At 61.9% G+C, this 25,697-nt stretch carries 24 protein-coding genes; 7 read left to right on the forward strand and 17 right to left on the reverse strand.

Features of this window, described 5'->3' with window-relative positions; translation table 11 throughout:
• Window positions 1–130 precede the first annotated feature (130 nt).
• The 9 genes from AC3IR3_RS04160 to AC3IR3_RS04200 all read right to left on the reverse strand — a co-directional run bounded on the left by AC3IR3_RS04160 (window position 131) and on the right by AC3IR3_RS04200 (window position 9,996).
• On the reverse strand, window positions 131–943 hold the full coding sequence (locus tag AC3IR3_RS04160; RefSeq protein ID WP_489195756.1) for a PIG-L deacetylase family protein: 813 nt from the start codon (window positions 941–943) through the stop codon (window positions 131–133).
• Window positions 933–1,796: a GNAT family N-acetyltransferase gene (locus AC3IR3_RS04165; RefSeq protein WP_489195757.1), complete on the reverse strand. Its 864-nt coding sequence runs from the start codon at window positions 1,794–1,796 to the stop codon at window positions 933–935. Before AC3IR3_RS04165 ends, AC3IR3_RS04160 begins: the two co-directional genes overlap by 11 nt.
• 11 nt (window positions 1,797–1,807) lie before the next feature.
• Window positions 1,808–2,920, reverse strand: a complete 1,113-nt coding sequence (locus tag AC3IR3_RS04170) for a glycosyltransferase family 2 protein (RefSeq protein WP_489195758.1) — start codon at window positions 2,918–2,920, stop codon at window positions 1,808–1,810.
• Window positions 2,842–3,225: a GtrA family protein gene (locus AC3IR3_RS04175; protein WP_489195759.1), complete on the reverse strand. Its 384-nt coding sequence runs from the start codon at window positions 3,223–3,225 to the stop codon at window positions 2,842–2,844. The genes AC3IR3_RS04170 and AC3IR3_RS04175 overlap by 79 nt, the downstream gene beginning before the upstream one ends.
• Window positions 3,226–3,442: 217 nt before the next feature.
• Window positions 3,443–4,159, reverse strand: coding sequence for a methyltransferase domain-containing protein (locus AC3IR3_RS04180; protein WP_489195760.1), 717 nt, complete (start codon window positions 4,157–4,159; stop codon window positions 3,443–3,445).
• A 288-nt stretch (window positions 4,160–4,447) separates the two neighbouring features.
• Complete coding sequence (locus AC3IR3_RS04185; protein ID WP_489195761.1) at window positions 4,448–5,386, reverse strand: electron transfer flavoprotein subunit alpha/FixB family protein; 939 nt, start codon at window positions 5,384–5,386, stop codon at window positions 4,448–4,450.
• Window positions 5,387–5,408: 22 nt separating this feature from the next.
• Complete coding sequence (locus AC3IR3_RS04190; RefSeq protein WP_489195762.1) at window positions 5,409–6,155, reverse strand: electron transfer flavoprotein subunit beta/FixA family protein; 747 nt, start codon at window positions 6,153–6,155, stop codon at window positions 5,409–5,411.
• Between the two features lie 129 nt (window positions 6,156–6,284).
• Entirely contained in the window at window positions 6,285–8,171 is a 1,887-nt protein-coding gene (locus AC3IR3_RS04195) for a glycosyltransferase (protein WP_489195763.1), read from the reverse strand.
• Between the two features lie 223 nt (window positions 8,172–8,394).
• On the reverse strand, window positions 8,395–9,996 hold the full coding sequence (locus AC3IR3_RS04200; RefSeq protein ID WP_489195764.1) for an electron transfer flavoprotein-ubiquinone oxidoreductase: 1,602 nt from the start codon (window positions 9,994–9,996) through the stop codon (window positions 8,395–8,397).
• Window positions 9,997–10,171: 175 nt separating this feature from the next.
• Between AC3IR3_RS04200 and AC3IR3_RS04205 the strand changes: the two genes are divergently transcribed.
• Window positions 10,172–11,575, forward strand: a complete 1,404-nt coding sequence (locus AC3IR3_RS04205) for an amidase (RefSeq protein ID WP_132141981.1) — start codon at window positions 10,172–10,174, stop codon at window positions 11,573–11,575.
• Window positions 11,572–12,192, forward strand: a complete 621-nt coding sequence (locus tag AC3IR3_RS04210; protein WP_489195765.1) for an alpha-ketoglutarate-dependent dioxygenase AlkB family protein — start codon at window positions 11,572–11,574, stop codon at window positions 12,190–12,192. The genes AC3IR3_RS04205 and AC3IR3_RS04210 overlap by 4 nt, the downstream gene beginning before the upstream one ends.
• 166 nt (window positions 12,193–12,358) lie before the next feature.
• Here the strand turns inward: AC3IR3_RS04210 and AC3IR3_RS04215 are convergent, their stop codons facing one another.
• Genes AC3IR3_RS04215 through AC3IR3_RS04230 form a run of 4 tightly spaced genes read right to left on the reverse strand, consistent with a single transcriptional unit; the run spans window position 12,359 to window position 15,868 of the window.
• On the reverse strand, window positions 12,359–12,979 hold the full coding sequence (locus tag AC3IR3_RS04215; protein ID WP_489195766.1) for an ABC-type transport auxiliary lipoprotein family protein: 621 nt from the start codon (window positions 12,977–12,979) through the stop codon (window positions 12,359–12,361).
• The gene (locus AC3IR3_RS04220) at window positions 12,976–13,914 is read right to left on the reverse strand and encodes an MlaD family protein (RefSeq protein WP_489195767.1); all 939 of its coding nucleotides are present in this window, start codon (window positions 13,912–13,914) and stop codon (window positions 12,976–12,978) included. The genes AC3IR3_RS04215 and AC3IR3_RS04220 overlap by 4 nt, the downstream gene beginning before the upstream one ends.
• Before the next feature lie 5 nt (window positions 13,915–13,919).
• Entirely contained in the window at window positions 13,920–14,729 is an 810-nt protein-coding gene (locus tag AC3IR3_RS04225; protein WP_489195768.1) for an ABC transporter ATP-binding protein, read from the reverse strand.
• Entirely contained in the window at window positions 14,726–15,868 is a 1,143-nt protein-coding gene (locus tag AC3IR3_RS04230; protein ID WP_132141977.1) for an MlaE family ABC transporter permease, read from the reverse strand. Before AC3IR3_RS04230 ends, AC3IR3_RS04225 begins: the two co-directional genes overlap by 4 nt.
• A 172-nt stretch (window positions 15,869–16,040) precedes the next feature.
• On the opposite strand from AC3IR3_RS04230, the gene gcvT reads away from it, so the two are divergent.
• Window positions 16,041–17,150, forward strand: coding sequence for a glycine cleavage system aminomethyltransferase GcvT (gene gcvT / locus AC3IR3_RS04235; protein ID WP_489195769.1), 1,110 nt, complete (start codon window positions 16,041–16,043; stop codon window positions 17,148–17,150).
• Between the two features lie 45 nt (window positions 17,151–17,195).
• On the opposite strand, the gene AC3IR3_RS04240 is transcribed toward gcvT, so the two are convergent.
• Window positions 17,196–18,350, reverse strand: coding sequence for a DUF3103 family protein (locus tag AC3IR3_RS04240; protein ID WP_489195770.1), 1,155 nt, complete (start codon window positions 18,348–18,350; stop codon window positions 17,196–17,198).
• Between the two features lie 329 nt (window positions 18,351–18,679).
• Between AC3IR3_RS04240 and gcvH the strand changes: the two genes are divergently transcribed.
• The 4 genes from gcvH to AC3IR3_RS04260 all read left to right on the forward strand — a co-directional run bounded on the left by gcvH (window position 18,680) and on the right by AC3IR3_RS04260 (window position 22,921).
• Entirely contained in the window at window positions 18,680–19,078 is a 399-nt protein-coding gene (gcvH, locus tag AC3IR3_RS04245; protein ID WP_489195771.1) for a glycine cleavage system protein GcvH, read from the forward strand.
• 511 nt (window positions 19,079–19,589) lie between these two features.
• Window positions 19,590–20,177: a met regulon transcriptional regulator MetJ gene (gene metJ / locus AC3IR3_RS04250; RefSeq protein WP_343136918.1), complete on the forward strand. Its 588-nt coding sequence runs from the start codon at window positions 19,590–19,592 to the stop codon at window positions 20,175–20,177.
• A gap of 262 nt (window positions 20,178–20,439) precedes the next feature.
• On the forward strand, window positions 20,440–21,480 hold the full coding sequence (locus tag AC3IR3_RS04255; protein ID WP_489195772.1) for an energy transducer TonB: 1,041 nt from the start codon (window positions 20,440–20,442) through the stop codon (window positions 21,478–21,480).
• A gap of 460 nt (window positions 21,481–21,940) precedes the next feature.
• Window positions 21,941–22,921, forward strand: a complete 981-nt coding sequence (locus AC3IR3_RS04260) for an IS110 family RNA-guided transposase (RefSeq protein WP_489192309.1) — start codon at window positions 21,941–21,943, stop codon at window positions 22,919–22,921.
• Between the two features lie 75 nt (window positions 22,922–22,996).
• Here the strand turns inward: AC3IR3_RS04260 and AC3IR3_RS04265 are convergent, their stop codons facing one another.
• From AC3IR3_RS04265 to AC3IR3_RS04275, 3 genes are all read right to left on the reverse strand, one after another.
• Window positions 22,997–23,866, reverse strand: coding sequence for an IS3 family transposase (locus tag AC3IR3_RS04265; protein WP_489195773.1), 870 nt, complete (start codon window positions 23,864–23,866; stop codon window positions 22,997–22,999).
• Entirely contained in the window at window positions 23,863–24,162 is a 300-nt protein-coding gene (locus tag AC3IR3_RS04270; RefSeq protein ID WP_489195336.1) for a transposase, read from the reverse strand. Before AC3IR3_RS04270 ends, AC3IR3_RS04265 begins: the two co-directional genes overlap by 4 nt.
• 95 nt (window positions 24,163–24,257) lie before the next feature.
• Window positions 24,258–25,592 (reverse strand): serine hydrolase domain-containing protein, encoded by a 1,335-nt coding sequence (locus AC3IR3_RS04275; RefSeq protein ID WP_489195774.1) that lies wholly within the window; start codon window positions 25,590–25,592, stop codon window positions 24,258–24,260.
• Window positions 25,593–25,697: the final 105 nt, after the last annotated feature.

The raw sequence follows: 25,697 nt of genomic DNA on the forward strand, positions 1-25,697 counted from the left end.
CAGCAGCTGGTCGATCGTCCGTACAAGCACCGGCATTCTCCAATGATCGCTTGTGACCTGGAGTTTGAAAAGCACGGGTGAATCTAGCGTGATGTTCTTTCCGCTTTGCGACGGTCGCCCGTCGCGACGGTTACGACACCTTTTCGTTCGCTTGCGACCGAGCTGCCTCGCGACTAAGGAACTCGGTTCCCAGCGAATGTAATGCTTCAAACGTAAAGTTGCCCCGGCGCTCGTAGAGTAAGCGGCCCGCGTGAGGGCGGGCGAGCACCCGCGCTTTCGCTACCCCCTGCAAGGTATAGCGGCCGCCGGCCATTAACTTCAGGAATACGAAGGGCAGAAGCGCCATCCATGTTTTCCGTTGTGAAGGATACTCGAAGCACAGTCGTAGATAGCGAAGGCGAAGAGTCATGCCGATGAACTGATGGCGGCGTGTGCCGTTCTCCTTGAGCGCGGTCATTACGCGAAAGAACGGGCCACCGATTCGCGACGCGTTGTACAGCGAAAATTGCAATAAAGCCACAGGTTGCGACAACGACTCGCTGAGTGCGACGCCGACAAGATGAGCTGCATCGTGGTCTTGATGTCCTCCCTCCCATGCGGGTACGTAGATAACGGAAATCCCCTCAGGCCACTGGGTTGCCATCGCCACGTGCTTGAGCGCCAAAGGCATCTGCTCGGGTAGATGTCCATCGCCGATGGCCGCTTCGATACCGACAAAATGAATGTCGTCGGGGGCGACGCCGAGACTGGTGAGTACGCGAGTCGATTCGGCGACCCTCGGCTCGATTGGCTGCCCGTTGTAGCCGCCGTCGGTGAGGTAGAAGCAACTTACGGGCTCATCGCGACATACCGCTCGCCGGATCGATTCGAAACATCCGAACTCGTCGTCCGGATGTGCGAAAAGAAAGACATGTCTGCCGCGCCGGGCTGACTCAGTATGCATCGAAGTCGAAGAAGTCGAAGCTGATCTGGTTCGCGTCAGGCAGGGTCGCGTTGCCCGCAAGATTGCGATAGATGAAATTCAGCGGTGCGGGTCGAAGCTTGCCAGGGATCGGGCCGCTTAGCCGGTTTTTATACGTGCCTGGTGGATGTAGTCCGAGAAATAGCCGTAGAGGGGAAGGTGTGCCGCGCGATTTGCGGAGCACGCTGTCCTGCAGCCGGGCATCGGTCTCGCCCCACACCACGATCCCTGGCCGATCCGTTTTCGCGTAGAGGCTGATGTTCGTTTTATCCGCTGACGTGGAGTAAATCCGGTTGGCTGGGCTATTCATTCGCCATATGAGAGTTTTCTCATTCCAGTCTCGGCGAAATGCGCTCTTGTCATGGATCTTCGACCAGTCAAGTGACCTTGGGCGGCCCACGCCGATGCGTGCGTCAAGCGGCGATACCAGCGTAAAGCCCAGCTTCCGGATGAAACCCGGGGTACTGTTCGCGTTCGCAACGCCGAAGACGGCTTCGATGCCAAGCTCGCTGCCGTACAGATAGGTTTTTTCGGCGAGCTGGGTAAAAAGTCCCTTGCCCTGATAGTTTGGATGCGTTGCGGTGTTCAGCGACAGCATGCCGCGCTTACGTACTCCGAACAGCCATATATCCGCCGGCACACATACATAGTGTGCGGCCAGGGTATCTCCGTCCATGGCGTCGACACCGATGACTTTGCCCGCTGGGTTGGCAGCGTACAGCCAGCGCAGGTAGTCGATGTTTAGGTGATGCGCTTTGGGAAAGCAGGCGCTGAACAGCTCCACGTAGCTTTGCAATGCGGCGTCGGTCGTTTCGGCATGACGGAACGTAAACATCGGCGAATACCTCAGGGGCGTCGTAGGGGCACGTGTCGGAGGCGGCGGTGGATCGCGCGTGACGGAACGTGAGCTATGTCGTATCCGAAGAATGCAAGAAGAAGCTGAAAGCCGCAGAGGATCGATAGTGCGGCGATGATTACCGTACCCACCGGAGTCTCGATCCTGTTGGCTGCCGAGTGTATCCAGTGATACGTACCGAACACCACACCAAAGATCGAAACGAGAGTTCCAACCACCAGTTCGATTGACGCTACGGACATATCGCGAAGGAAGTAGTTGTAGAAGATCCTCTTGAAAGTATTGCGCAAGTGTTTACCCAGGAACTCACCGAGGATGCGCGATATCTTCAGATTGCTGACTTCGTCGCCATACTTTGCGTCCATGGGGACATCGACCACTGCAGCACGAAAGGTCCCGAGACGGAATAGGATGTCCGTCTCGAAAAAATATCTCTGGCTGATGCGTGCGAAGGGCAGGCGTCGGGCGACATCCGCATGGATAGCGGTATAACCGTTCGTGGGATCGAAGAGATCCCAATAGCCCGTGGACAACTTTGAAAGCAGCGAAAGGGCCGCATTTCCGAAGACTCGCATCCTGGGCATCGCGCCGAGCTTTTCGAGGTCGTAGAACCGGTTGCCCTTCGTGTAGTCCGCTTCGCCATCCAGAATAGGTGCGACGAAATCGTCGATAAGCGCGGGGTCCATCTGACCATCGCCATCGACTTTCACCATGATCCGCGCGCCATCGGCGATGGCGGTTTTGTATCCGGTCATGACCGCACCGCCTACGCCCTGATTCACCTGATGGTAGATGACGCGGACGCGCGGGTCGCGGCAGGTCGCCTCGATGTGCATACCGCTCTGCTCGGGGCATTTGTCGTCTATGACGTAGATGCGCCAGATATGGGGCGGCATCGATGCGATGACTTCGGCCAGGTGCGCCTTTACTTTGTAGCTCGGAATGACGACGGCGATACGGTCTTCGGTCTCGTTAACCGTTGCGAGTGCGGGCTCGGACGCAAGGGGCGGTATCATTTGTTCAGTCATCGATAGATCCAGAATTTGGAAACGGCGAAACCGAATGCAGCCAGGGCGATGTCGCCGATCGGTTTGACGAGCCACGCCGCATGGAGGCCTTCGAGGTGTGCCGCACCCATGACGATTGCCGTACTCGCCGCCGTTGTGAGTGCCCATGAGGCGGCAAACTTGGCAAAGTGCCGAGGTGTCAATCTAAGACGTTCGACGCCGGCAAAAGTGAACCTGCCATTGAGCCAGAACCCAAGAAGGGCCCCAACAATTCTGCCTGTGACGTTTGCCGGGCCAGTCGGGATACCAAGTTGGGTCAGCGCCACGAAGGAAAGCCAGTCGACGCCGACCTGGACGAGTCCTATAACGCCATAGCTGGCGCCCTGTTTCACTATGCTCATCAAAGTCGCTGGGGCTGGGATAGGGGCAGGAGATTCTCGGCTACGATACCTTGCTGGCTTGCGTCACTCGTTCGCCGGATGGAGCGCTCGGCATTGGTCATAAGTAGCGCGGCGGCTGGCAGGAGATGGGGCCTGCTGTGGCCCGGCACGGAGTCTACCTCGGAATGGTTCCCATCGTCCTGAGATGCCTGGCTGGCCACCCCGTGTCGGCCCCTGCTTAAGGTTTCCGGATAACGAACACTTCGTTGAAAGCGGCGTCTATGCCGCGTTTAGTGTCTTTCGTGTGGTAGGTGGCCACGGGGCCGCCCGACCACTCGCTGAGCAATAATTCGAAATCCAGGCCGAAGTCCCAGGTAACAAGTGTTTTTCCATCGCCTATGGGATTGCCATGGTATTCGGGATCGAGAAGGTGATTAACTTCTCCGTACGCGTCGATAGTTGCGCGGCAACGGCTGACCGCAAGCGTGCTGTGCTTCGGCGTCGTAAACACGTGAGCGCCGCCAGGCTTCAACGCGCGATGGATATCGCGAATGGCCTGGTCTGGATGAAAGACGTGTTCGAGGACATCCTGGGTAATAAAGATGTCCACCGACTCGTCGGGCATCGTCAGGGATTCGATGTTCTCGCAGAGAATGCCGTGTTTTTTCGTTCCCGTCGCGACGTCCGGGAAGTACTGAGAGTATTCATACTTGGGACAGACCGCACCGATAAGACCGGTGGAAGGCGAGGACTCGTGGACTCTTCCCTGGCTCCAGTCCGGAAAGAAACTGTCGAGTATCTTCATTACATGGCGCTGACGAGGGATCGAACCGCATTTGTCGCAGAGATAGTGATCACGCAACCATGCGTTGTGGATCGTAAACGTTGTCTCGGAGCGACAGCATGGACAGTATCCCGGATGGGACTTGAGCAGATCGGTCGCAGCCAGGTTCATAAGCATCCCTAAATAGGCGTCGCGAATATGTCGACGCGACCCTCTTCGCCTCGAAGTAGGGTTGAGAACTTACCTCATTATAAGGCATTCGCCTACTGTCCATGGCTGGGGCGGCAAGCCAAAATATTGGAGGTATTCGCCGCTCTCGTATGCCTTTATTGACGCAGTCGCCCGAACGTGCGGCCCGACGACGTGGTATCGGAGCGCTTTCACTGCATTGGAGAAATCCGCCAGATCGGATCGGTGAAACCACGATCTGGCGTCGTTACGTAACGCGAAGCTCCCGCGTTACAGGGCTGTCTCGAGTTCTGGCAGAATCTTGAACAGATCGCCAACCAGGCCGATGTCGGCAATCTCGAAAATAGGCGCTTCGCCGTCCTTGTTGATGGCGACGATCGTGCCGGCATCCTTGATGCCCGTCAGGTGCTGAATGGCGCCCGAAATGCCCACGGCGATGTAAAGCTCCGGTGCAATGATCTTGCCGGTCTGGCCGACCTGCATTTCGTTCGGGACGTACCCTGCGTCGACGGCGGCACGCGAGGCCCCCACGGCGGCACCGATCTTGTCGGCAAATTTATAGATGATCTCGAAGTTTTCCTTCGAGCCGACACCGCGGCCACCGGAGACAACCTTTGGCGCGCCCTGTAGGTCGGGACGATCGCTCTTGCCCTGTCGTAGCTCGACGAAACGGGTGTGAGTGGGCAGGGTGGTGTCGACGGTCAATGCTTCTATCGGGGCGGAGCCTGTCGAGGCAGCTGCAGGCCAGGAAGCCGTGCGGATGGTCGCGACGACGGTCTGGCCCGCATCGACCTCGACCGTAACGATGGCATTGCCGGCGTAAATCGGGCGCTTGAAGCTGTGGCTGCCCTCGACCGTCATGACATCGCTGACCTGCGAGACGCCGAGCAGGGCGGCGACGCGCGGGGCGAGGTCCTTGCCGAACGTGGTGGAAGGCGCGAATACGTGCGTGTAACCGGCGGCGGCCTTTGCGATCTGCGGCGCGTAAATGGCCGCCAGTGCGTGCGCGTTCTCGGCGCGGGCGACGGTCAGCACTTTGCTGACGCCGTCGATTTTCGCGGCTTCGGCGGCGATGGCATCCGGCGCGTCGGCCAGCACGATAATGTCGATGGAGTCGGGCTTGACGGCCTGCGCGGCGCTGACGGCGCGCGCGGTGGAGCCGTTGAGCTTGCCGCCCAGATGTTCTGCGATAACGAGGATCTTGCTCATCATGTTCTCCCGTGCGGCTGCTTTACAGCAGGCCCTTCGATTTGAGGGCGGCGACCAGTTCGGCGGCATCCTTGACCATCACGCCCTTGCTGCGCTTGGGCGGCGCAGCATAGTGGGTGATCTTTACGTGGTCGACGGCGTCGACACCCAGCGAGCCCAGCTCGATGACGTCGATGGGCTTGGTCTTAGCCTTCATGATGTCCGGCAACTTGATGAAGCGCGGCTCGTTGAGGCGCAGGTCGGTCGTGATTACGGCAGGCAACTCGGCTTCGATGACTTCCAGGCCGGCGTCCACTTCGCGCGTGACCGTGGCCTTGCCGTCGGCGATCTTGACCTCGCCGGCGAACGTTGCCTGGGGGCGGTCCCAGAGCGCGGCCAGCATCTGGCCGGTCTGGTTGGCATCGTCGTCGATGGCCTGCTTGCCGAGGATAACCAGACCCGGCTGCTCCTTCTCGATCAGCTTGAGGAAGGTGCGGGCGGCGGTCAAGGGCTGGACGGCATCGGCGGTCTGGACGTGGATGGCGCGGTTTGCCCCCATGGCCAGGCCGTTGCGCAGATGGGCTGTCAGGTCGGCCGGGCCGATACCGACGATCACGACCTCCTCGGCAACGCCTTTCTCGCGCAGTCGCAGGGCCTCTTCCAGGGCGATATCGTCGAAGGGGTTGGCGGAGAGCTTCACGCCCTCGGTGACGACGCCAGTGCCGTCGGGTTTTACCTGGATGCGTACGTTGTAATCAACGACGCGCTTATAGCCGACCAGAATCTTCATTAACGTGTCCCTTCGGTTCAATAGGCGCTGGTGCCCATAAGGCAGCCGAGCTCAATACAAGGCCTGCCATTGTAGCGTCGAATGAGTGAGTTATCAGGCCCGTTCGGCGGCCATGTAACTGATTGAAGTTCAAGTATTTGTGGTTGTTCCGAGTGCATCGCGAAGCGCGTGCATGGCGGCGTCTCGCGAAAAATGGCGCTGAACGTGTGCCAGGGAAGCATCCGATATGCGCAGCCAATTCCCGGCGTTTCGCAGTAACAGGCCCACTGCAGCCACGAAAGCATCCGGATCATCGGCGATCAGCACATCTTCGCCGTCCTTAAGCTGCATGCCTTCCGCGGCAAGTGATGTTGCAATAACGGGTAGCCCATAGCTCATTGCCATGTTGATCTTCCCTTTGACGCCTGCACCGAACCGGAGCGGCGCAAGCGATGCGATGGCGCTTTCCATCCATGGCGTCAGATCGCGGACGCGACCATGCAGCACCAGTCCATCTCGTCCCAGTTCGCGCCGTGTGGCATCGTCAGCGTCGCCAAGAACGTGAACCACAGTACGGGGAAATGCCTCGCGTAGCCTCGGGACGATTTCGGATGCCAGCCAGCGTATGGCGTCGACGTTGGGTGGGTGGCCGAGGCCGCCGACGAAGATCAGGTCGTGGCGTCCCTCATGCCCTTGCTGCCTACCGTGAATGGCATGAATATTCGAGAGCAAGTCGACTTTTGCATTCGGCGCCATGGTGGCCAACAGGTCTCGCTCGTACGGACTGACGACGAATGTGACATCGCACTTTTCGATCAGAGCAAGCTCGCTCCGTTGCGACGCATCTGCCTGTTTCGCCATGGTTGCATTGCCCGCAATCTCGGCTGCTCGCCGTTCGCGCAGGAAGTGCAGGTCGACCGTATCGAAAATGACGACTGCCTGGGGTGCATGTTTGCGCACGGTATCGACGTACTGTCCGGCGACCGTATGCCGGGAAAGTATTGCCGCGTGCAGTTCGCGACCGTGCGCGAGTAACCAATCGGGAATATTCGTAGCCCATGGTCGTCGTAAGACCTCGACACCCAGATTTCCGAGAACATCGACTTCCGTTTCGCTGGCGCGTCCGTCGTCCGGAGCGAATGAGACACTCCAGCCGTCGCCGACAAGGATCGTCAATATCTCGATCAACCGCAGCGAACCCGAGTCTCGGGTTGCATCGGGAGTCATGCTGTCGACGACCAGTATGCGGCCGAGTGAGTCGCGGCGGCGGATATCGGCCAGCGACGTACCAGGCGCCGGTTGCTGCGCGAGCGTATCGTGCCACTTATCGGCAAATTTTATCTGGTTTATCGGCTGGAATCGCTTCATGCCACTGGTGGTGTCGGTTCCAGCGCTGATGCCTTCGCAATGAATCACGACGCTCGACGGTTCCACGTAGACGGAGCGACCTGCTGCACGAACCGCGAATGCAAGATCGGTGTCTTCGTAGTATGCCGGTGCGTAGCGTGGATCGAATCCACCCACGTCGTCGAAAAGGGCGCGAGGAATCATGAGTGCCGCGCCCGAGACGTAATCCGTGCGGCGTCGTACGCGCCATTCGGGGAGATCGCGAGGCTCGAAACGACCGATGTTCCAGCAGCTTGCATCGGAGAAAACCAAGCCTCCGGCCTCCTGGAGACGACCGTCCGGATAGACAAGACGACTGCCCGCGATGCCGCAGTCGGGGCGCTCCTCGAAGCAACGCAGCAGGGCATCGAGCCAGCCCTCCGTCACCTGCGTATCATTATTGAGAAAAAGCAGATACTCGCCACATGCCGCAGCGGCGCCCGCATTGCAGGTGCCGACGAAGCCGAGATTGCGCTCGTTGCGAATCAGGCGAAGGCCGCCAATCCTTGCGAGTACATCCATGCTGTCGTCTGGCGAAGCGTCGTCGACGACGATAACTTCAATGCTGGCTTGAGAGGGTCGTGCGGCAAGGGATCGTAGGCAAGCGAGCGTATAGGCCAACTTGCCATAGATCGGGATGATGATAGACACGCGAGGTGCCTGCGATGTCGCGATGTGGAAGGGTGCGAAAGGCACATCTATAGGAAAGAGCGGTAGCGTCACGTCCATGTCCGGACGTGACACGAACTCGTGCGAAACCCGCACAAGCGTGCCGCGCCATCCACGCAGCGCGATGCTGCCCTTCAGGCGGCTCGCGATGTAGCGGAGCCGTCGTAGTCGCCAGATAAGTTTGGAAGACAGGGCGCTGGTCCGGTTACAGATTCTGATAATTAGGCCCGGACCCGCCCTCAGGCGTGACCCAGGTAATGATCTGATACGGGTCCTTGATATCGCAGGTCTTGCAGTGCACGCAGTTCGCCGCGTTGATCTGCAGACGTTTGCCGGCCTCATCGTCCACGATTTCATAAACACCGGCCGGGCAGAAACGCTGGCACGGATTGCCGTATTCCACGGTGCACTTCTCGATACAGATGTTCGTATCGGCGACTTTCAGATGGATCGGCTGATCCTCGTCATGCTCCGTCGCCGCGAAATACACGCTGGCGAGACGGTCGCGCGGGGCGAGCGTGCGATCGACGTAGTCGCGCTTGGGCACTTCGTAATCGCCGAGTTTCTTCAGCGACGACCAGTCGGCGTGGTTCTTCAGCGTCCACGGCGACATGCCGCCCGTGACGGTTTCCCATGCACCGTTGATCAGGCCTACCCACAGACCCTTGTTGAAGCCGGGGCGGATGTTGCGGACTTTCTTCAGTTCCGCCATGACGGCGGAGTCGCGTAGTTTTGCATCCCAGCCGGCCGATGTGCCCGTTGCGGCGAAGTGTTCCGCCGCGAGCATGCCGGAACGGATGGCCTGGTGCGTGCCCTTGATCTTCGGCACGTTCAGCAGCCCGGCCGAATCGCCGATCAGCATCGCACCGGGCATGTCGACCCTGGGTAGCGACTGGTACCCGCCTTCGACGATCGCTCGTGCGCCGGCGGAGACGATGGTGCCGCCGTCCAGCAGTTCCCTGATCTTCGGGTGGTGCTTCAACTGCTGGAATGCTTCGAACGGCGAGAAGTTCGGATCGGGATAATCGAGGCCGGCGACGAAACCGATGGCCACACGGTCGTTATCCAGGTGGTAGATGAAGCTGCCGCCGTAGGTGTCCGACGAGAGCGGCCAGCCCAGCGTGTGCACGACCTTGCCGGCTTCCGCGCGGCCCGGGGGCAGTTGCCACAGTTCCTTGATGCCGATGCCATAGGTCTGTGGGTCGCTGTCTTTGTCGAGGTTGAATTTCGCGATGAGCTGTTTGCTGATGTGTCCGCGGCAGCCTTCGGCCAGCACGGTCACTTTCGCGCGGATATCGATGCCCTCGGTGTAGCCGGGCTTGTGGGTGCCGTCGCGCGCGACGCCCATGTCGCCGATGCGTACGCCGGCGACCGCGCCCGCGTCGTCGAACAGCGGCTCGGCGGCGGCGTAGCCGGGGAACACGTCGACGCCCAGCGCCTCGGCCTGGGGTGCGAGCCATGCGCACAGTGCGCCCAGGCTGACGATGAAGTTGCCGTGGTTGTGCATCTGCGGCGGCGTCGGCAGCTTCGTGGCCGAGGCATGGTCGCGCAGCATCCAGAATTCGTCGTTCTTCACCGGCACGCACACCGGCGGCGGATGCTTGCCCCAGTCGGGGAGCAGGGCGTTCAGCGGTTCCGGTTCGATGACCGCGCCGGACAGAATCTGTGCGCCGATGGTCGACGCCTTCTCGATCACGCAGACCGTCGTTTCCGGCTGGACCTGCTTCAGGCGAATGGCGAAGGCCAGGCCCGCCGGGCCTGCTCCCACGACGATGACGTCGTATTCCATGGTTTCGCGTTCGCTCATGGCTGGCTCCGTTATGGCTGGCTGCGGCGCACGGAAGATTCCGCGCATGACCGCTCATTGTCCGTTTTCGGCCGCGTAGCGGCAATCATGCGTTTGAAACGTGCGCAATTCGTGGCAGGGTCTTGCGAAGTGTTCATGGATACCGACCATAATCGTCCCAGACAAGGGAGAGTTCATGAATACATTGCCGCCTGTTGCCGATATCGAAATGCGCCGCGCCACGCTCCTGCGCATGTTGCACTGGCTAGCCAGTGGACGGGTCCAGCCCCAGGCACTGTCCGATGTGTACCAGAACGCCATCGACCGGCTCAATCCGAAGCTCAATGCATATGTCGACCTGCGTCCCAGTCTGACGCAGGAACAGGCGCTGGCGGCCGATCGCCGCCGCCGCGACGGCGTTATCGGCAGGCTCGACGGCATTCCCATCGCGATCAAGGACAATTTCGACGTCGGCGGCATGCCGACGCGGGCCGGCATGCGCAGGCGGACGCGGGTGGCCGAGGTCGATGCGCACGCTGTAGCGCGCCTTCGCGCGTCGGGCGCCGTCCTGCTTGGCAAGACGAATATGGACGAGGGCGCGCTCGGCATGGCGACCAATAACCCTCATTATGGTGCGACGCACAATCCGCATCGCCTGGGTTACACGGCCGGCGGCTCGTCGGGCGGTGCGGCGGCGGCGGTGGCTTCGGGACTCGCGGCGGCGGCGATCGGTTCGGACAGCCTGGGCTCGATCCGCATTCCCGCGAGCTATTGCGGCGTCTATGCACTGAAGCCCACGCACGGCGAAATATCGACACGGGGCCTCGTGCCTGCGGCAAGGCGTCTTGACGCCGTGGGCCTGCTGGCGCGCGGCGTGGACGACCTGACCGTGCTTCTGCAGACGCTTGCCGGCTATGACGCCGACGACGCCCGCTCGCGCCGTCGCCGTGTGGCGTTCTCGCCTCCGGACTGGGAGCCGGGCAATCTTCGCGCGGGCTTTCTGCCCGACCTGGCCGCTATCGGTGTCGAACAGGACGTCATCGACGTTTTCGAGGCGGCACTGGAAAAATTGCCTCGCGAACTGGGCGAGCGTCGCACCGTCGATTTCTCGGACTGGGATTTCGCAAAGACGCGTCGCGCCGGCCTGCTCCTGATGGAAGCGGAGATGCTCAACACCTTCAGCGAAGAGCTGGCGGACGAGGCCTATCCGGTCTCGCCCCAGTTCCGCCAGATGGTGGACTTCGCCGCCACGAAAAGCGCAGCGCAGTATGCCGCCGCCGATCTCGTGCTCGATGCCGCCACATTGAAGATGCGCCGGCTGTTCGCGCAGGTCGACGTCCTGGTGTTGCCGACCACGTCGCAGGGTGCGTTCCCACTCGACGGGCCGGTTCCCACCTCGCAGGCCGACCTGTGCAGCTTCGCCAGCCTCGCCGGTTGTCCCGCCGTCAGCATTCCTATGGGTACGTTGCCCAATGGCATGCCGATCGGTATGCAGCTCGTCGGTGCGCGCGGTTCGGACCTGCGTCTGCTGGAACTGGCGGCCGTGTGTGCCTCGTCGCTGGACGCGGAACCGGAATATCCGGTCGAGCCCGTGGGATGAGCCTGTTTCCGGAACCTGCGCGCTGGTATCGCGTGGATCTTCCGGGTGCCGACGTCACCATGTGTCCCGAATGGCTGGGTGTCGCGGAGGCCGATAGTCTCCTGCGACACCTCTCCGGCGAATTGCCGTGGGAGGTCCATCGCATCCGGATGTTCGGGCGCATGGTCGATTCGCCTCGTCTGTCCGCATGGATCGGCGATGCCGATGCCATCTATACCTATTCGCGGACGCGCTTCGTGCCCCATCCGTGGACGCCGGTACTCTCGTCGTTACGCGATCGGGTAAGCGATGCGTGTGGCGTGAGTTTCAATAGCGTGCTCGCCAATCTTTATCGCGACGGTAGCGATTCGATGGGCTGGCATGCCGACGACGAGCCAGAGCTCGGGCCAGGGCCGACGATCGCGTCGGTGAGTCTCGGCGAAACGCGGACGTTCCGTTTTCGCGATCGCGAGACGGGCGGTCGTACGGTCGCTATCGACCTGACTCATGGAAGCCTGCTGCGAATGGCTGGCGATACGCAGGCGCTTTATCGGCACGATTTGCCGAAACGTGTCCGCGCGAATAGCCCGCGCATCAATCTGACGTTTCGGTACGTGGGGAAAGTTCACCGAACTTGACGCAACCCCTGTGGGAGCGCGCCTGCGCGCGAAAGCCAACAGGGCGGGGACGACGGATGCTTTCCTGCGCAAGCCCGATTTGCGGGGTGTGGATGCTACGCAAATCCTCCTCGCTCCGTTGGCTTTCGCGCGCAGGCGCGCTCCCACATAAAACAGAGGGAAACCGTTATTTCGGCGCCGATCCGCGTGTCGCACCCTGCTCGAAGATCCACGTTACGATCTGCGCACTGATGGCATCGGCCGCCTGACCGAACGCGGCGACGACCTGCGGTACTTCCTTTCCATTCACCGGCTGCCGTGCCTCGAACGTACGACTGGCGACGATGCGGTGACGATGCGTATCGGCGAGCAGGGCGTCGTATCGGATCACGACCTCTGGCTTGCCGCTCGTGTATTCGGTCTGGAATGCGCGCAGGCTGCCGCCCAGTTCGAAATCGGCCTGGAGATCGTTCTCGTCGGTGCTGAGTGCCGCGACCCGGCCGCTGTCGCGAAAGGCGTCGGCGATGCGATCGCGGAGCAGGTGCGGACCGGTATCGCTCCAGCGTGCGCCGCCGTACACGGTGATCGTGTTGGTCTCGGGCACGACGGAAATGCGCGAGTTGTCCAGCGCGCGCGGCGCGTTGGGTGTCGCCACGCGCAGGGACCAGCTGACTTGCTGTGCGGCCATGGGCCGTCCGCCAGGACTCGCGGGCAACGTATATATATGTGGCGTTTCCGCCTTGGGGATGATCGAGCAGCCCGACAACAGGGCAAGGCCGAGCAGGCCGGCGAGACGGACGTGCGTCATGGGGTGAACTCCTTGGTCTTATCTCGGCCGAACAGGTAGCCGCTCGGGTTCTCGTCCAGGCGCCGGGTGATCGATCGCAGCGAATTGAGGGTGTCGCGCAGGTCGCGCAATGCGGGGGCCAGGTCGCCCAGACTTTGCGCTCCGCCATTGATGGCATCGCTGTTGTCGTTGAGAAGACGATCGATGCTGGCGGTGGTGTGTTCCAGGGAGGCCATCGCACGCTGGGCGCTTTCGAGCGTCGGTTTGCCCTGGTTCTGGACCAGGCCGTTCGCGTTCTGCACCAGCTTCTGGGTTTCCGCGAGGGTCGCATTTGCCTGCCGGCTGGCGATGGTCAGCTGCTTGATCAGGTCGCGGATGTCTTCGCGCTCATCGGCGATCACGCCGGTCGTCTTGTCCAGATGGTCGAGCATGCGTTCGATGTGATGGACGTTGTCCTTGGACAGGAGATCGTTCGCGCGCGCGGCCACCTGATTGATATTGGTGACCAGGTCTTCACCGTTGGCGAGCAGGCGTGCGAACGGCGACGGATCGGCCACGATCAGCGGCACCTCGCCATCGTGTCCGACGATCAATGGGCTGCCGGGCGAGCCGCCGCTCAGCTGGATGAACGCAACGCCGGTGACGCCGGTCAGCGCAAGCTTCGCGTGGGTGTCCTTGCGCAGTGGCGTGTCGCCCGATACGCGAATGCGTGCCAGGACGCGTCGCGGGTCGTCGGGGTCGAGTCGCAGCTGAGTGACGTCGCCCAGCCGAATGCCGTTGTACTGAACGGCGCCGCCTTTGGAGAGGCCGGTGACCGCTTCGTTGAAGACGACGTCGTAGTAATTCCACTCCTGGTCCGACCGTGTCTTGGCCAGCCAGACGCCGAAGGCGAGGCCCGCGACGACGACGAGTACGGTGAAGAGTCCGATGAGGATGTGGTGCGCGCGCGTTTCCATTCCGGTCAGTCCTTCCGCTCAGGATGGGCGGATTGCAGGGCCGCGCGGCCGCGCGGCCCGTGAAAATAGGCCTGTACCCAGGCATCGTCCGTCGCCGCCACTTCATCGATGGGCGCCGCGGCGAGTACGCGGTGCTGGGACAGCACCGCGACGCGATCGCACGTCGTATAGAGCGTATCGAGGTCGTGGGTAACGAGGAATACGGTAAGGCCGAGAGCGTTCCGTAGTGTGACGATCAGACTGTCGAACGCCGCCGCGCTGATCGGGTCGAGGCCGGCCGTGGGTTCGTCGAGGAAAAGGATTTCGGGGTCCAGCGCAAGCGCGCGCGCGAGTGCCGCGCGCTTGATCATGCCGCCGGACAGCTGCGACGGATACTTGCGTGCCGCATCGATCGGCAGGCCGGCCAGCGCGAGCTTCACGCCCGCGAGGCGTTCGGCATCGGCACGCGGAATGCCCGCGTGTTCGACCAGGGGAAGGGCGACGTTCTCGGCCACCGTCAACGACGAGAACAGCGCGCCACTCTGGAACAGAACGCCGAAACGGCGTTCGACCATGGATCGTCGTTCGGGCGGAAGCGCGAGCAGGTTCTCGCCGAATACGCGGACCGTGCCGGCCACCGGCCGAACGAGTCCGATAATGGTGCGCAGCAGAACCGACTTGCCCGTGCCCGAGCCGCCGACCACGCCGAGGATTTCGCCGCGATAGACATCGAGATCCAGATGGTCGTGGACCGTCTGGCTGCCGAACCGGTTCACGAGGCCACGCACCTCGATCACGGTCTCGCGCTTCGGTACGGGAGTCGGCAAGGCGTTCACCAGCCCATCTCCATATAGAAGAGCGCCGCCGCCGCATCGATCAATATCACGACGAAGAGCGACTGCACCACGCTGGAGGTTGTGTGTTCGCCGACCGACTGCGCGCTGCCGCTGACCTTGAAACCTTCCATGCACCCGATTACGCCGATCAGGAATGCGAAGACCGGGGCTTTGGCCATGCCGACCAGGAGCTGGCCCAGGGTCATATCGTCGCGAAACATCGAAAGGAACATGGCGGGCGACATGTGCAGGACGCTGAAGCAGACGACAGCGCCGCCCAGGATGCCCGTCACCATCGCGATGAAAGTAAGCAGCGGCAGGGCGACCAGCAGGGCCAGAACCCGCGGCAGTACGAGCAGCTCGATGGGATCGAGGCCCAGTGTGCGGATGGCGTCGATTTCCTCGCGGGCCTTCATCGAGCCGATCTGTGCCGTGAACGCACTGGCCGTCCGGCCGGCCAGAAGGATAGCCGTCAGGAGTACGCCGAACTCGCGCAGGAAGGCAAAACCGATCAGGTCGATGACGAAGACGCTGGCGCCGTAAGTCGCCAGTGCCGTGGCGCCCAGGAAGGCCACGACGGCGCCGACCATGAAGGACAGCAACGAAAGGATGGGAACGGCGTCGAGACCGGTCTGCTCGATGTGCGAGACCAATGCGGTGACCCGCCACCGCTTCGGACGCCAGACGGTCGCGGCGATAGCCTGAAGCACCATGCCGATGAAGCCGAGCAGCTTGAGCGACTGCTTCCAGAACGATTCGGTCGCCCGGCCGATCCGTTCGAGCAGGATCGACAGCGACGAGCGTCGCTCGCGTGGCGCGGCATGACAGTAAGTATCCAGCGCGTCGCCGACGGTTTTCAGCAGCGCGCGTCGCGCGACCGGAATCGTGGGATCCTGGGCCAGTGCCTGTGTACGGGCGCTTCCAAGCAGTTCGGCGATGACCAGCGCGCCGGACGTGTCCAGTGCGCCCAACTCCCGCGCATCGACGGTCGTCGACGCATCGACATCGTGGGCGATCGCCGCGATCGAATGCTGCAGATCCACGTAATGCGGCAGCGTCCAGTCGCCGGTAAGCGCCAGCCGCGACGCCGCCGCGTCGCGGAACACCTTGGCTCGGCCGGGGAGGGACGTCGTCGTCATAGGGGAAGGCTAGCAGGTGTCCGAGCTGCCGGGATGGCCTGGCCGGGCTACATATATATAAGTATGTATAGCCATCCCTATCGCCCGTGCGCGGGCGCATGTTGCGCCCGCGCTTGGATTGCCGCCGGCCGGCATTGATAATGCGGGGCTGCCCTATCCCCAAGGTACCTCCATGACCGACAAGACCGTTCTCAATGCCACCCACCGCGAGCTCGGCGCGCGCATGGTCGATTTCGGCGGCTGGGACATGCCGATAAGTTATGGCTCGCAGATCGAGGAACATCATGCGGTTCGTCGGGGCGCCGGCATGTTCGACGTGTCCCATATGACCGTGGTCGACCTGACCGGCGAGCGCACGCGCGACTTCCTGCGCAAGCTCGTCGCCAACAACGTCGACAAGCTGACGAAGTCGGGCAAGGCCCTGTACACCTGCATGCTGAACGAAGAGGGCGGCGTCATCGACGACCTCATCGTCTACTTCCTTCGTGAAGACTTCTTCCGCCTGGTGGTGAACGCCGCCACCCGCGAGAAGGATCTGACGTGGATCGAAAAGCAGGCGTCCGCGTTCGGCGTCGCGGTTCGCGAGCGGCCCGAGTTCGGCATGATCGCCGTGCAGGGACCGACCGCGCGCGAAAAGGTGCTGGGTCTGCTGCCGGAAGAAACGCGCGTCCGTGTCGAGAAACTCGGCAAGTTCGCCGCCGCCGAGGTCGAAGGTCCGGATGGCATGCCACTGTTCATCGCGCGCACCGGTTACACAGGCGAGGACGGTTTCGAAATCGTCGTGCCGGAATCGCGCACGGTCGAACTGTGGAAGGCTCTTCACGTCGCGGGCGTCGCCCCGGCGGGCCTGGGGGCACGCGACACGCTTCGTCTGGAAGCCGGCATGAATCTGTACGGCCAGGACATGGACGACACGGTCACGCCGTGGGAAGCCGCGTTGGCCTGGACCATTTCGCTCGACGAGGGTCGCGACTTCATCGGTCGTCAGGCACTGGAGAAGCAGAAGGCCTCCGGCGTGCCGCGCGTGATGGTCGGTCTCGTTCTGGATGAGAAGGGCGTGCTGCGCCATGGCCAGAAGGTGCTCACGGCCAACGGCGAGGGTGAAATCCTCTCGGGCAGCTTCGCCCCGACGCTGAATCGGGCAGTGGCGTTCGCCCGCATTCCTGCTGGCGAGCCGGGCGACGTTCGCGTGGACATTCGCGGAAAGGAAGTCCCGGTGCGTGTAGTCAAGTTCCCGTTCGTGCGCGACGGCAAGCCCCAGCCGGGTATCGCCGACGCGTAACCGGCAAAGCGAGGAGGCATCGCGTGCCTCCTCGCTGCACGCAAGCTACTCGCCTTCGTATTCGAACGACGCCGTGGCATTGTTCCTTTGGTCGGGCTGGAGTTTGACGACGCCCTTCACGCCATCGTAGTTCTTGCCGCGGCGAATCAGATGGAACTCGTCCACGTAGTCGGGCGGATTAATGAAATACTCTTTCGGAAGCGCGGCGATGACGGCTTCGCTGATCTTTCCGATCAGGGCGTACGGTGCGGTGCCCGGGTTGCTGGCCAGTGCGTCTGTTGCCGCCTTTATCAGTTTGGTGGCGATCTCCTGAAAGTTGGTATTGCCGTCGTCTTCCCATAGCTGGATGTTGACGGCATCGATGCTGTAGTCGTCCCATACGACGATCGGGAAGTTCGACGGATAAGTCACCTTATCGTTATCCACCCAGCGAAGAGGTACGGGCGATATTTCCGCTGCGGTGCCGGCTTTGTTGATACCCATCACCAGAGCGAAGATTTCGGCATCGAAGCCGAGGTTGTGCTCGTGATCCCACTCGAGGTGGAGGCTCGTCAGTTTGGTCAGGTCGCCGGTGCCCTTCGACGCCGCGCGAGCGCGATTTACGAGTGAGCCAGGCGATTGAAGGCCGGCGTCCTGCAGGGCGGCGCTGATGACCTCCAGGCCCGCGCGAAGCGTTTCGTCGCCGTTGATGTCGACGACGAGCAGCGGCCGGTCGATCCCGGCATCGACATCGAGAATCTCGACCTTGCCCGAGGCGTCATAGGCTTTTACGCGGTGGGAGTCGTCCCGTTCGCCCTGGGGAGCGGCCGCAACGAGCAGGGTACTCAGATCTTGCGGTACGCCCGTCGATCCCTTGGGCAATACGAGACGCACCTCGAAAGCTCCCGCCAACATGCCATCCAGGCCTTTGGCATGAAGGGCCTGGCGATCCGCTTCCCGAAGGTGGCGGGTCGCGTCGCTGATGCCATGTTCGTTCTGATACCGGGACACGAGATCGTGCAATTGCGCCGGGCCGGCAAGAAGGCGCTCGCCGAGCAGTCGATCGAAGGCTTGCTCGCCGAGCATGCCGGCTACCGTTTGTGCGGCGTCCTGTGTGGCCGCGGCAACGGAATTTGCCGTATCCGGCGTGGCTAGGAGCGGTGCCGACAGGCACAGGGCCAGGGCGGCCGCTAGCAGCCTCTTGTGGGTATTCCATTTCATGATGCTTCTCCGATTCATGCGGGGGAGGGCATGGCGCGTTAAGGGGGATCGCCATGCGGTGCCGTCGTCGCGAGCCCCGGCCTGCTGTTTGGCAAGGGCATGGCGATGTCGACGGCTAGCACCTTAGGCGTCCTTGCCTAGGCGGATATGCCGGGTGAGCCTTACAGGTCTGCGGGATAATCGATCAGATGTCGGTAGGTGATCCGGCGGTCCTTTTTTGTCGGGCGCCGCCCTCTCAAGTTCCTCGATCTTTCGATTCGTGCGCTCTGAAGTACACTACGTGCCATAACCGGCAGCCCTCCCCAACACACGACACCCTGGAGACCCCCATGAGTGAGATTCCCGGCGATCTGAAATTTCTGAAGTCCCATGAATGGGTCCGCATCGAAGACGATGGCAAGACCGTCACGGTCGGTATTTCCGATCATGCGCAGGGCGCGCTTGGCGACCTCGTCTACGTCGAGCTGCCGGAACTGGGAGCAAGCATCCAGGCAGGCCACGGCGCGGCGGTCGTCGAATCGGTGAAGGCGGCGTCGGATATCTACGCCCCCGTTTCCGGCGAAATCGTCGCCGTGAACGACGTGCTGAGCGACAAGCCGGAAACCATCAACGAGGATGCCTGGGACGCCGGCTGGATCTTCAGGATCAAGATGGACGACAAGGCGGAACTCGATGAACTTCTCGATGCCGACGCGTACGCCGAACTGATCGAAAACGAAGACCACTGATCCATCATTCGACGCGAAAAAAAGATGCCGGTCGTCCGCGATCGGCATCTTTTTTTGTCCGTGGCGCGACCGCGTCGATTCGCCTCGACGACCGCGAAAGGGTGTCGAAGCGACCATTCCGGACCAGAATGGCGGTCGATCGGGAAATTTTTTTTCACCTCAGTCGACTTCCGTTCATGCCCCGAAATCGGGGTTGAGCCGAGCTCCGACGCGCAATGTTTTGCTTCGCTACATCGCGTACATCCCGCGGAGAGTGCTGTGATCGATTGTTAAGAAAATAGCTTTTTTTAAGGTGTTTTTGTCGCATTCGTATTCGATTGCGCAGGTTGTTTTTGGACATCCAAACGATTATCGAAGGTATGCGAAACGTGCCCCCGGATACCCCTTCGGCGTAATTCGGGGGTGCTATAAACCACCCGCAAGGTCTTCATTTCATGACCAAATTTTATTGACAGCGGGTATGTTCAGGAATAGCTTTTGCGTCAATTGACGGGGAACGGGTGATATGGGAATGGGAAAATTCATCAGGCCGTATGTCGAACACGGTTACAAAGCGGGAGCGGTACGCAAGATCACTGTCTCGATTCCGCTGCACGTGTTGCGTCTGCTATCCGATGAACGCACTCGCCGCCAGGTGAATAACCTGAGGCACGCGACGAACAGCGATCTGCTGGTCGAAGCGTTCCTCCACGCTTTTACTGGGCAACCACTGCCAACTGATGAGGAGCTGAGACGAACCATGGCTACAACCAAGAAAGCCACTGCCAAGAAATCCGCGGCCAAGAAGGCCACCAAAAAGGCCGCCGTGAAGAAGACCGCGGTGAAGAAGGCATCGACCCGTAAGCCGGTCGCGAAGAAGGCAACCGGTGCTCGCAAGGCCGCTGCCAAGAAGACCGTAGCCCGCAAGTCGCCGGCCAAGAAGGCCGCCGCGAAGAAGGTTGCCCGCAAGGCACCCGCGAAGAAGGTTGCCGCCAAGAAGGCGGTGAAGAAGGCTGTGAAGAAGGCCGTGCGCAAGGCTGCACCGCGCAAGGCTGCTACCAAGAAGGTTGCCGCTGCCAAGGTGGTACGCGCGACCAAGGCCGCCAAGGCCAAGAAGTAAGCTTCACACTAATAAGAAAGAGCTGTCGTTTCGAATTATCTCCCTGCGGTGCCCAGCGCAGGGAGACACTCGAAGACTTGACCCCGGCCCCCGTGTCGGGGTTCTTCGTTTCAGCCCCCGAGAAAACCTCCTAGGTTCATTCGCTGGACCCGTGGCTCTATTGCAGTTACCTTTCAGCCACATCCGCGCTGCGGAAGACGGGGGGTCTTCCGCTTCAAGCCATCAGGGGGCGCGCGTATCGATGAACCTGCAGCGAGCAATCATGCAAACCCGAAACCGCATTCCGGCACGCATGCGCGTGCGCGGGGCCGTCAGCCCCGTTGTCCTGGCCGTGATGGTCATCGTTCTGGCGCTTGCCATCGCCGCCTGGTTCCTCATTGTCAAACCCTACCGCGACGCCAATCAGGGCATCGCACCGGTCGGAGCAGTGGCGCCGACGGCCGCCGCCGCAAAAGCCGCGCCGCCCGTGGCCAACGTCGAATCGCTCAGTGTCGACCAGCTTCTGGCCGAGGCTCGCAAGGCAATGAACGAGCAGCGTCTCGTCGCGCCGGCGGGAAACAATGCATTCGAGTTCTATATGAAGGTGCTCGAGAAGCAGCCTGGCCACCCGGTGGCCGCCGACGCGCTTCGCGAAACCTTCCCTTTCGGTGCGACGGCGACCGAGCAGACGATCAACCAGCGGGACTTCGGCGAAGCGCAGCGTGAAATCGACCTGTTGGCCAAGGCGGATCCGGAAAATTACACGCTGACGATCCTGCGTTCGAAGCTGGACGCGCAGCGCAAGACGCTCGATCGCGAGCAGCAGGCGGCACTGGACCAGCAGAAGCAACAGCAGCTCGCAGCGCAGACCGCAGCGGCGGCGGCCAAGCAGCAGGCTGCCGATCAGGCGGCGGAGGCGCAGCGTCAGCAGGTCGCGCGTGAGCAGGCGGCTCGCCTGGCGCAGCAGCAACAGGCATCGGCGGCGGTTGTCGGCGCGGCGAAACCGGCGGCGGCAAAACCAGCGGTAGCGGCAGGTGGGGATGGGGATGCGATCAGCGATGCGGTGCTTACCAAGCAGGTTCGTCCGCGCTATCCGACGGCTGCGATGCGTGCCAATCAGGAAGGCTGGGTGGATGTCGAACTCAGCGTCGACGGTCAGGGCGCGGTGACCAACGTATCGGTCGTCGACTCGCAGCCCAAACATGTTTTCGACCGCGCCGCGCTCGACGCGGTGGGTCGCTGGGAGTTCAAGCCCGCCATGCGTAACGGCGAACCGATGCCGGTGACGCTGCGTCGCCGCATCCTGTTCAATCTGGGGCGTTGAGTTCCGGGTGGGAAACGAAAACGGCGCGCCCGGGAGGGCGCGCCGTTTTTTTTGTGTGAATTCCCTCGGCGCTTTTATTTCTCGCCGTCGCCCCTGCGCAGGCAGGGGGCCAGGGCGATAGTGGTTGGATAGGCGATATCGCGGGCGGCCGCGCTTTTAAGAGCGTGAATGAACGTTATCGCGGCAACCGATTGCACCGCACTGGGCTCCTTATGTGTCGATTCCCGAGCCGAATGGCGCGAGAATCCCCGACTGATCATCGGTGGGAACGAGGTGACGCCCATGGGCTCCTTCGGCATCAAGCCGGCAAGGCAGATTCGCGCCCTCGTTCCGTTTCACTCGCCTGAAGCTGGAACGGTATCTTAGGCCCGCCATAGTGGCGTGAGCCTGCACATGTAAGGATCAGCCTGGCGGGTCGTGATGATCGGATGCGAAAACTTCTGACCTAAGGACTCAGCTGATGACTCAGCCCATCGTGGGGATCGATGTCGCCAAGGCGACGTTCGACGTAGCACTTCCTCTGGATCGACCGGGGAAGTACCAGACCAAGGGCAAGATGCCGCAAACCCCGGCAGGTTTTAAGCTGTTGAGCGAATGGCTGGCCCGGCATGCGCCCGATGCGGCCGTGTGCATGGAAGCGACCGGGGTGTATCACGAGGCCTTGGCCATCTATCTGTACGAACGGGGGGTGACCGTCTTCGTGGTCAATCCGGCACAGGTCGCCGCGTACGCCAAAAGCGAACTGTCGCGGACCAAGTCCGATACCACCGACGCCAAGCGAATTGCCCGCTTTGCGATCGCGCAAAGGCAACTGACCCGTCCCCTGCGGCCCTGGCAGCCGCCGACCCCGGCGCAGCGCAAGCTGCGCGCCCTGATCTATCGGCTGAACGATCTGGAAGGGATGCGCCAGATGGAGGCCAATCGGCGGGAGGTCGCCGACACCTCGGTCCGCCCCTCGATCGAGGAGATGCTCCAGACACTGGACCGGCAAATCAACGCCCTGCGCCGGGAGATTAACGACCACATCGACTCGGACCCGGACCTGCGTCGGGACAGCGATCTGCTCGTATCGATCCCGGGCATCGGCGAACTGACCGCCGCCTTCATCCTCGGTTGCGTCGGCGATCTGCGGCGGTTTTCCGACCCGCGCAAGCTCGATGCGTTTGCCGGACTGAATCCGGCGATCCGTGAATCGGGGAGGTGGAAAGGGCGCAGCACGCTGTCCAAGCTCGGCCACGCCCTGCTTCGAGCCAAGCTCTTCATGCCAGCCATGACCGCCATCCGATGCAATCGGGCTATCCAGCATCTCTTTCAGCGCCTGACCGCGCGCGGAAAACCGCGCAAACTGGCTCTGGTCGCAGCCATGCGCAAACTACTGCACATCGCTTGGGGCGTGGTCCGATCCGGCAAGCCTTATGAGCCGAACATCGCCCTTGCATGAGCGTGGCCAAGACGGTATCTGCCTGCGCAGGAGCGACGGTGCGCGGATGAGGTCTTTGCCGGTCACCTGAGGTGGTCAAGTATTTCTAAACACCCGATGGTTTTTTTTTCGGGCCGTCAGCATCTCGTGGATGGCTGGCGGGACCTGACCGTTGGCCGCATGCAGGCGCCGGTAGTTGTAGTAAGACGTCAGGAAGACCGTGGCGTCGCTCTCGGCTTCGTGACGAGTGTCGTAGGTCCGTTGCATCCATTCGGTTTTCAACGACGCGAAGACCCGCTCGGCGACAGCATTGTCCCAGCAGTGTCCCTTTCGACTCATGCTTTGAGTGATTCCCAGGCCTTGCAGGCGCCGAATGAAGCCGAAGCTGTTGTATTGCGAGCCCTGGTCGGAATGGAACATCAGCTCACCCGAGGGCCTGCGGTCCTTCACCGCCTGATCCAGAGCAGCCAGCGCCAAGTTCGCGTTGGGCTGGATCGAGAACGCCCAGCCGACGATCCGCCGGGCATACAGATCCACCACGATGGCCAGGTACAGCCAGCCCTGTCGGGTCGGCAGGAAGGTGATGTCGCCGACCCAGACCTGGTTGGGCCGGGCCACGTTGAACTGCTGCGCAAGAAGGTTGGGGGCGGGCACCGCCGCCTTGCTCGCTCTGCGATAGGAGTGCCGGCGTACCCGTTCGGCCCACACACCCGCCTTCTTCATCAGGGTGCGGGCGCGATATCGACCCGTCGGCATGCCTTGCCGGGCAAGCTCCGCAGCCATGCGGCGTGTACCGTAGCTGCCTCGGCTCTGCCGATGAATCTGCCGAACCGAGGTCACCGCCTTCGGCTCGTCAGGAATCGGCCGTTCCTCCGCGCCGCGCCCGGCGTAGTAACTGCTGCGGGGGTATTCCATGGCGTCACAAAGCTGGGTGACCGCGTACGCCCCCTTCAGTTCGTCGATCACCGCCGTGGGCGATCGTTCTCCCGAACGAAGAAGGCGATAGATTTTTTTAGCAGTTCGCGCTCCTCCTGGAGCTTGAGCACCTGCGCCTCGAGCTCGACGACACGGCGACGGTCCTCGTCGGCCGTCCTTTGGCTGCCTGGCGCCGGATGCTCTGCCTGGTACATTGCCACCCACCGTCTTAACGCCGTAGGGCCGACATCCAACATCTCACACACCTGCCGTGTCGAATGGCCTTCGGCCAGGATCAGATGCACGGCTTCGTCCCGCTGCGCCTGCGTAATATTTTTACGTCCCATGGTTCACCTCGTTCTGGCTGTGAATCCCCTCAGGATGTCCAGAAAGATTAGACCACCTCAACCCGCGTCGCCGCGTTGGTTGCGGTGTCCGACCATCAGGGCTTCGCTTTCTTCTTGCTCGCTGTCTTCGCCTTGGACTTCTTCGTACCCGCCGCCTTGCCCTTCGACTTCGCCGGCGCGGCATGCGTCGCCGGTGCCGGGCTCTCCACGCCCGCCCAGTCGACGTGCGGCAACCCGAGCATGCTGTCGAACACCATCGGCATCAGGCCGGCGGGCATGGGACTCGCGGCGTTCCACATCGTGACGACGCCTGCGTGGTATTTCGGGAAGAAGCCGATCATGGTGCGGTAACCGGAGACGGCGCCCGCGTGATAGATCAGCGTTTCGTCGGCGTACTTGAAGACACGCCAGCCAAGCGCGTAATGGGCATCGGTGACCCGTGCGCGTCGCCATGGGAGCGAGCGCTCCTCGGAGGGCGTCGACACTTCGGGTGCATGCAGCACGTCGAGGGAGGGCGTGGGCAGCACGTCCGGCCGACCACCCATCTGCGCCATCAGCCATTGCTCCATGTCCCGCAGGCTGGCGTTCACGCCAGCGGCGGGGGCCACGCGGTAGTAACTGTCGTTCGGTTCGTATGGAATCCAGTTGTGCGGACCGCCCCGATGTGGCCGGGCCCAGCTCTTGCTGGCCTCCAGTGCGTCGCGCCCATAACTGGCGTTATTCATTCCAAGGGGTTGGAAGATCCGTCGCTCCACCTGGCGAAAGAAATAGTCGCCCGTGGTGGCGTAGATCACGTCGCCGATCATGCTGAAGGCGACGTTCTGATAGCCATAGCACTGACCGACGTTGCACGAGAGGTCGACCTCGTCGAGCTTGCGGACCAGTTCTTCGTAAGGCGCGTCGGCTTCCAGCATCGCGTCGTACGTATTGCGCGGAAGTCCCAGACGCTGACCGAGGATGTCGCGCACCGTCGCCTGCTGCGCGGCCTGCATATCCTTCAGTTTGAAATAGGGAATGGTGTCGATGAGCTTGGTGTCCCAGCTCAACGTGCCTGCGCGTACGAGGACGGCGGTAACGCCGGTAGCGAAGGCCTTCGAAAGGGATGCGAGACGGAACACCGTTTCCGGCGTCGCGGCTTCGTGCGTTTTTGCGTTGGCGTAGCCGATAGCGCGTTCGTAGACGACTTTGTCGTCCACGACGAGTGCCGTGACGACGGCGGGAGCACCATCGCGGGCTTCGACTTCATCCAGCCATTTCTTATAGCTTTCGATCGTGGCGCGCACGCGCTCGGGCGGCAGGTGCTGCGCCTCGGGGTCTACGTGCACGACGGGGAGCTTGGTGGGGGGCGGGGGCGGTGCGGCGGCGACCGTGGTGGCAACCAGGGCACTGGGCAGGGCGGTGGCGAGCAGAAGAACGAAACGAAACGACATGCTGTTCTCGCGGCATTGAGGCGTGGGGACACGCCGCGGGTAAAGGAACCGGGTGCTACTGATCGTACTCTCGATCATTGTCGCGGCCATTGTCTTTTACTTCAG

Source organism: Luteibacter sp. GL_149 (assembly GCF_057834065.1).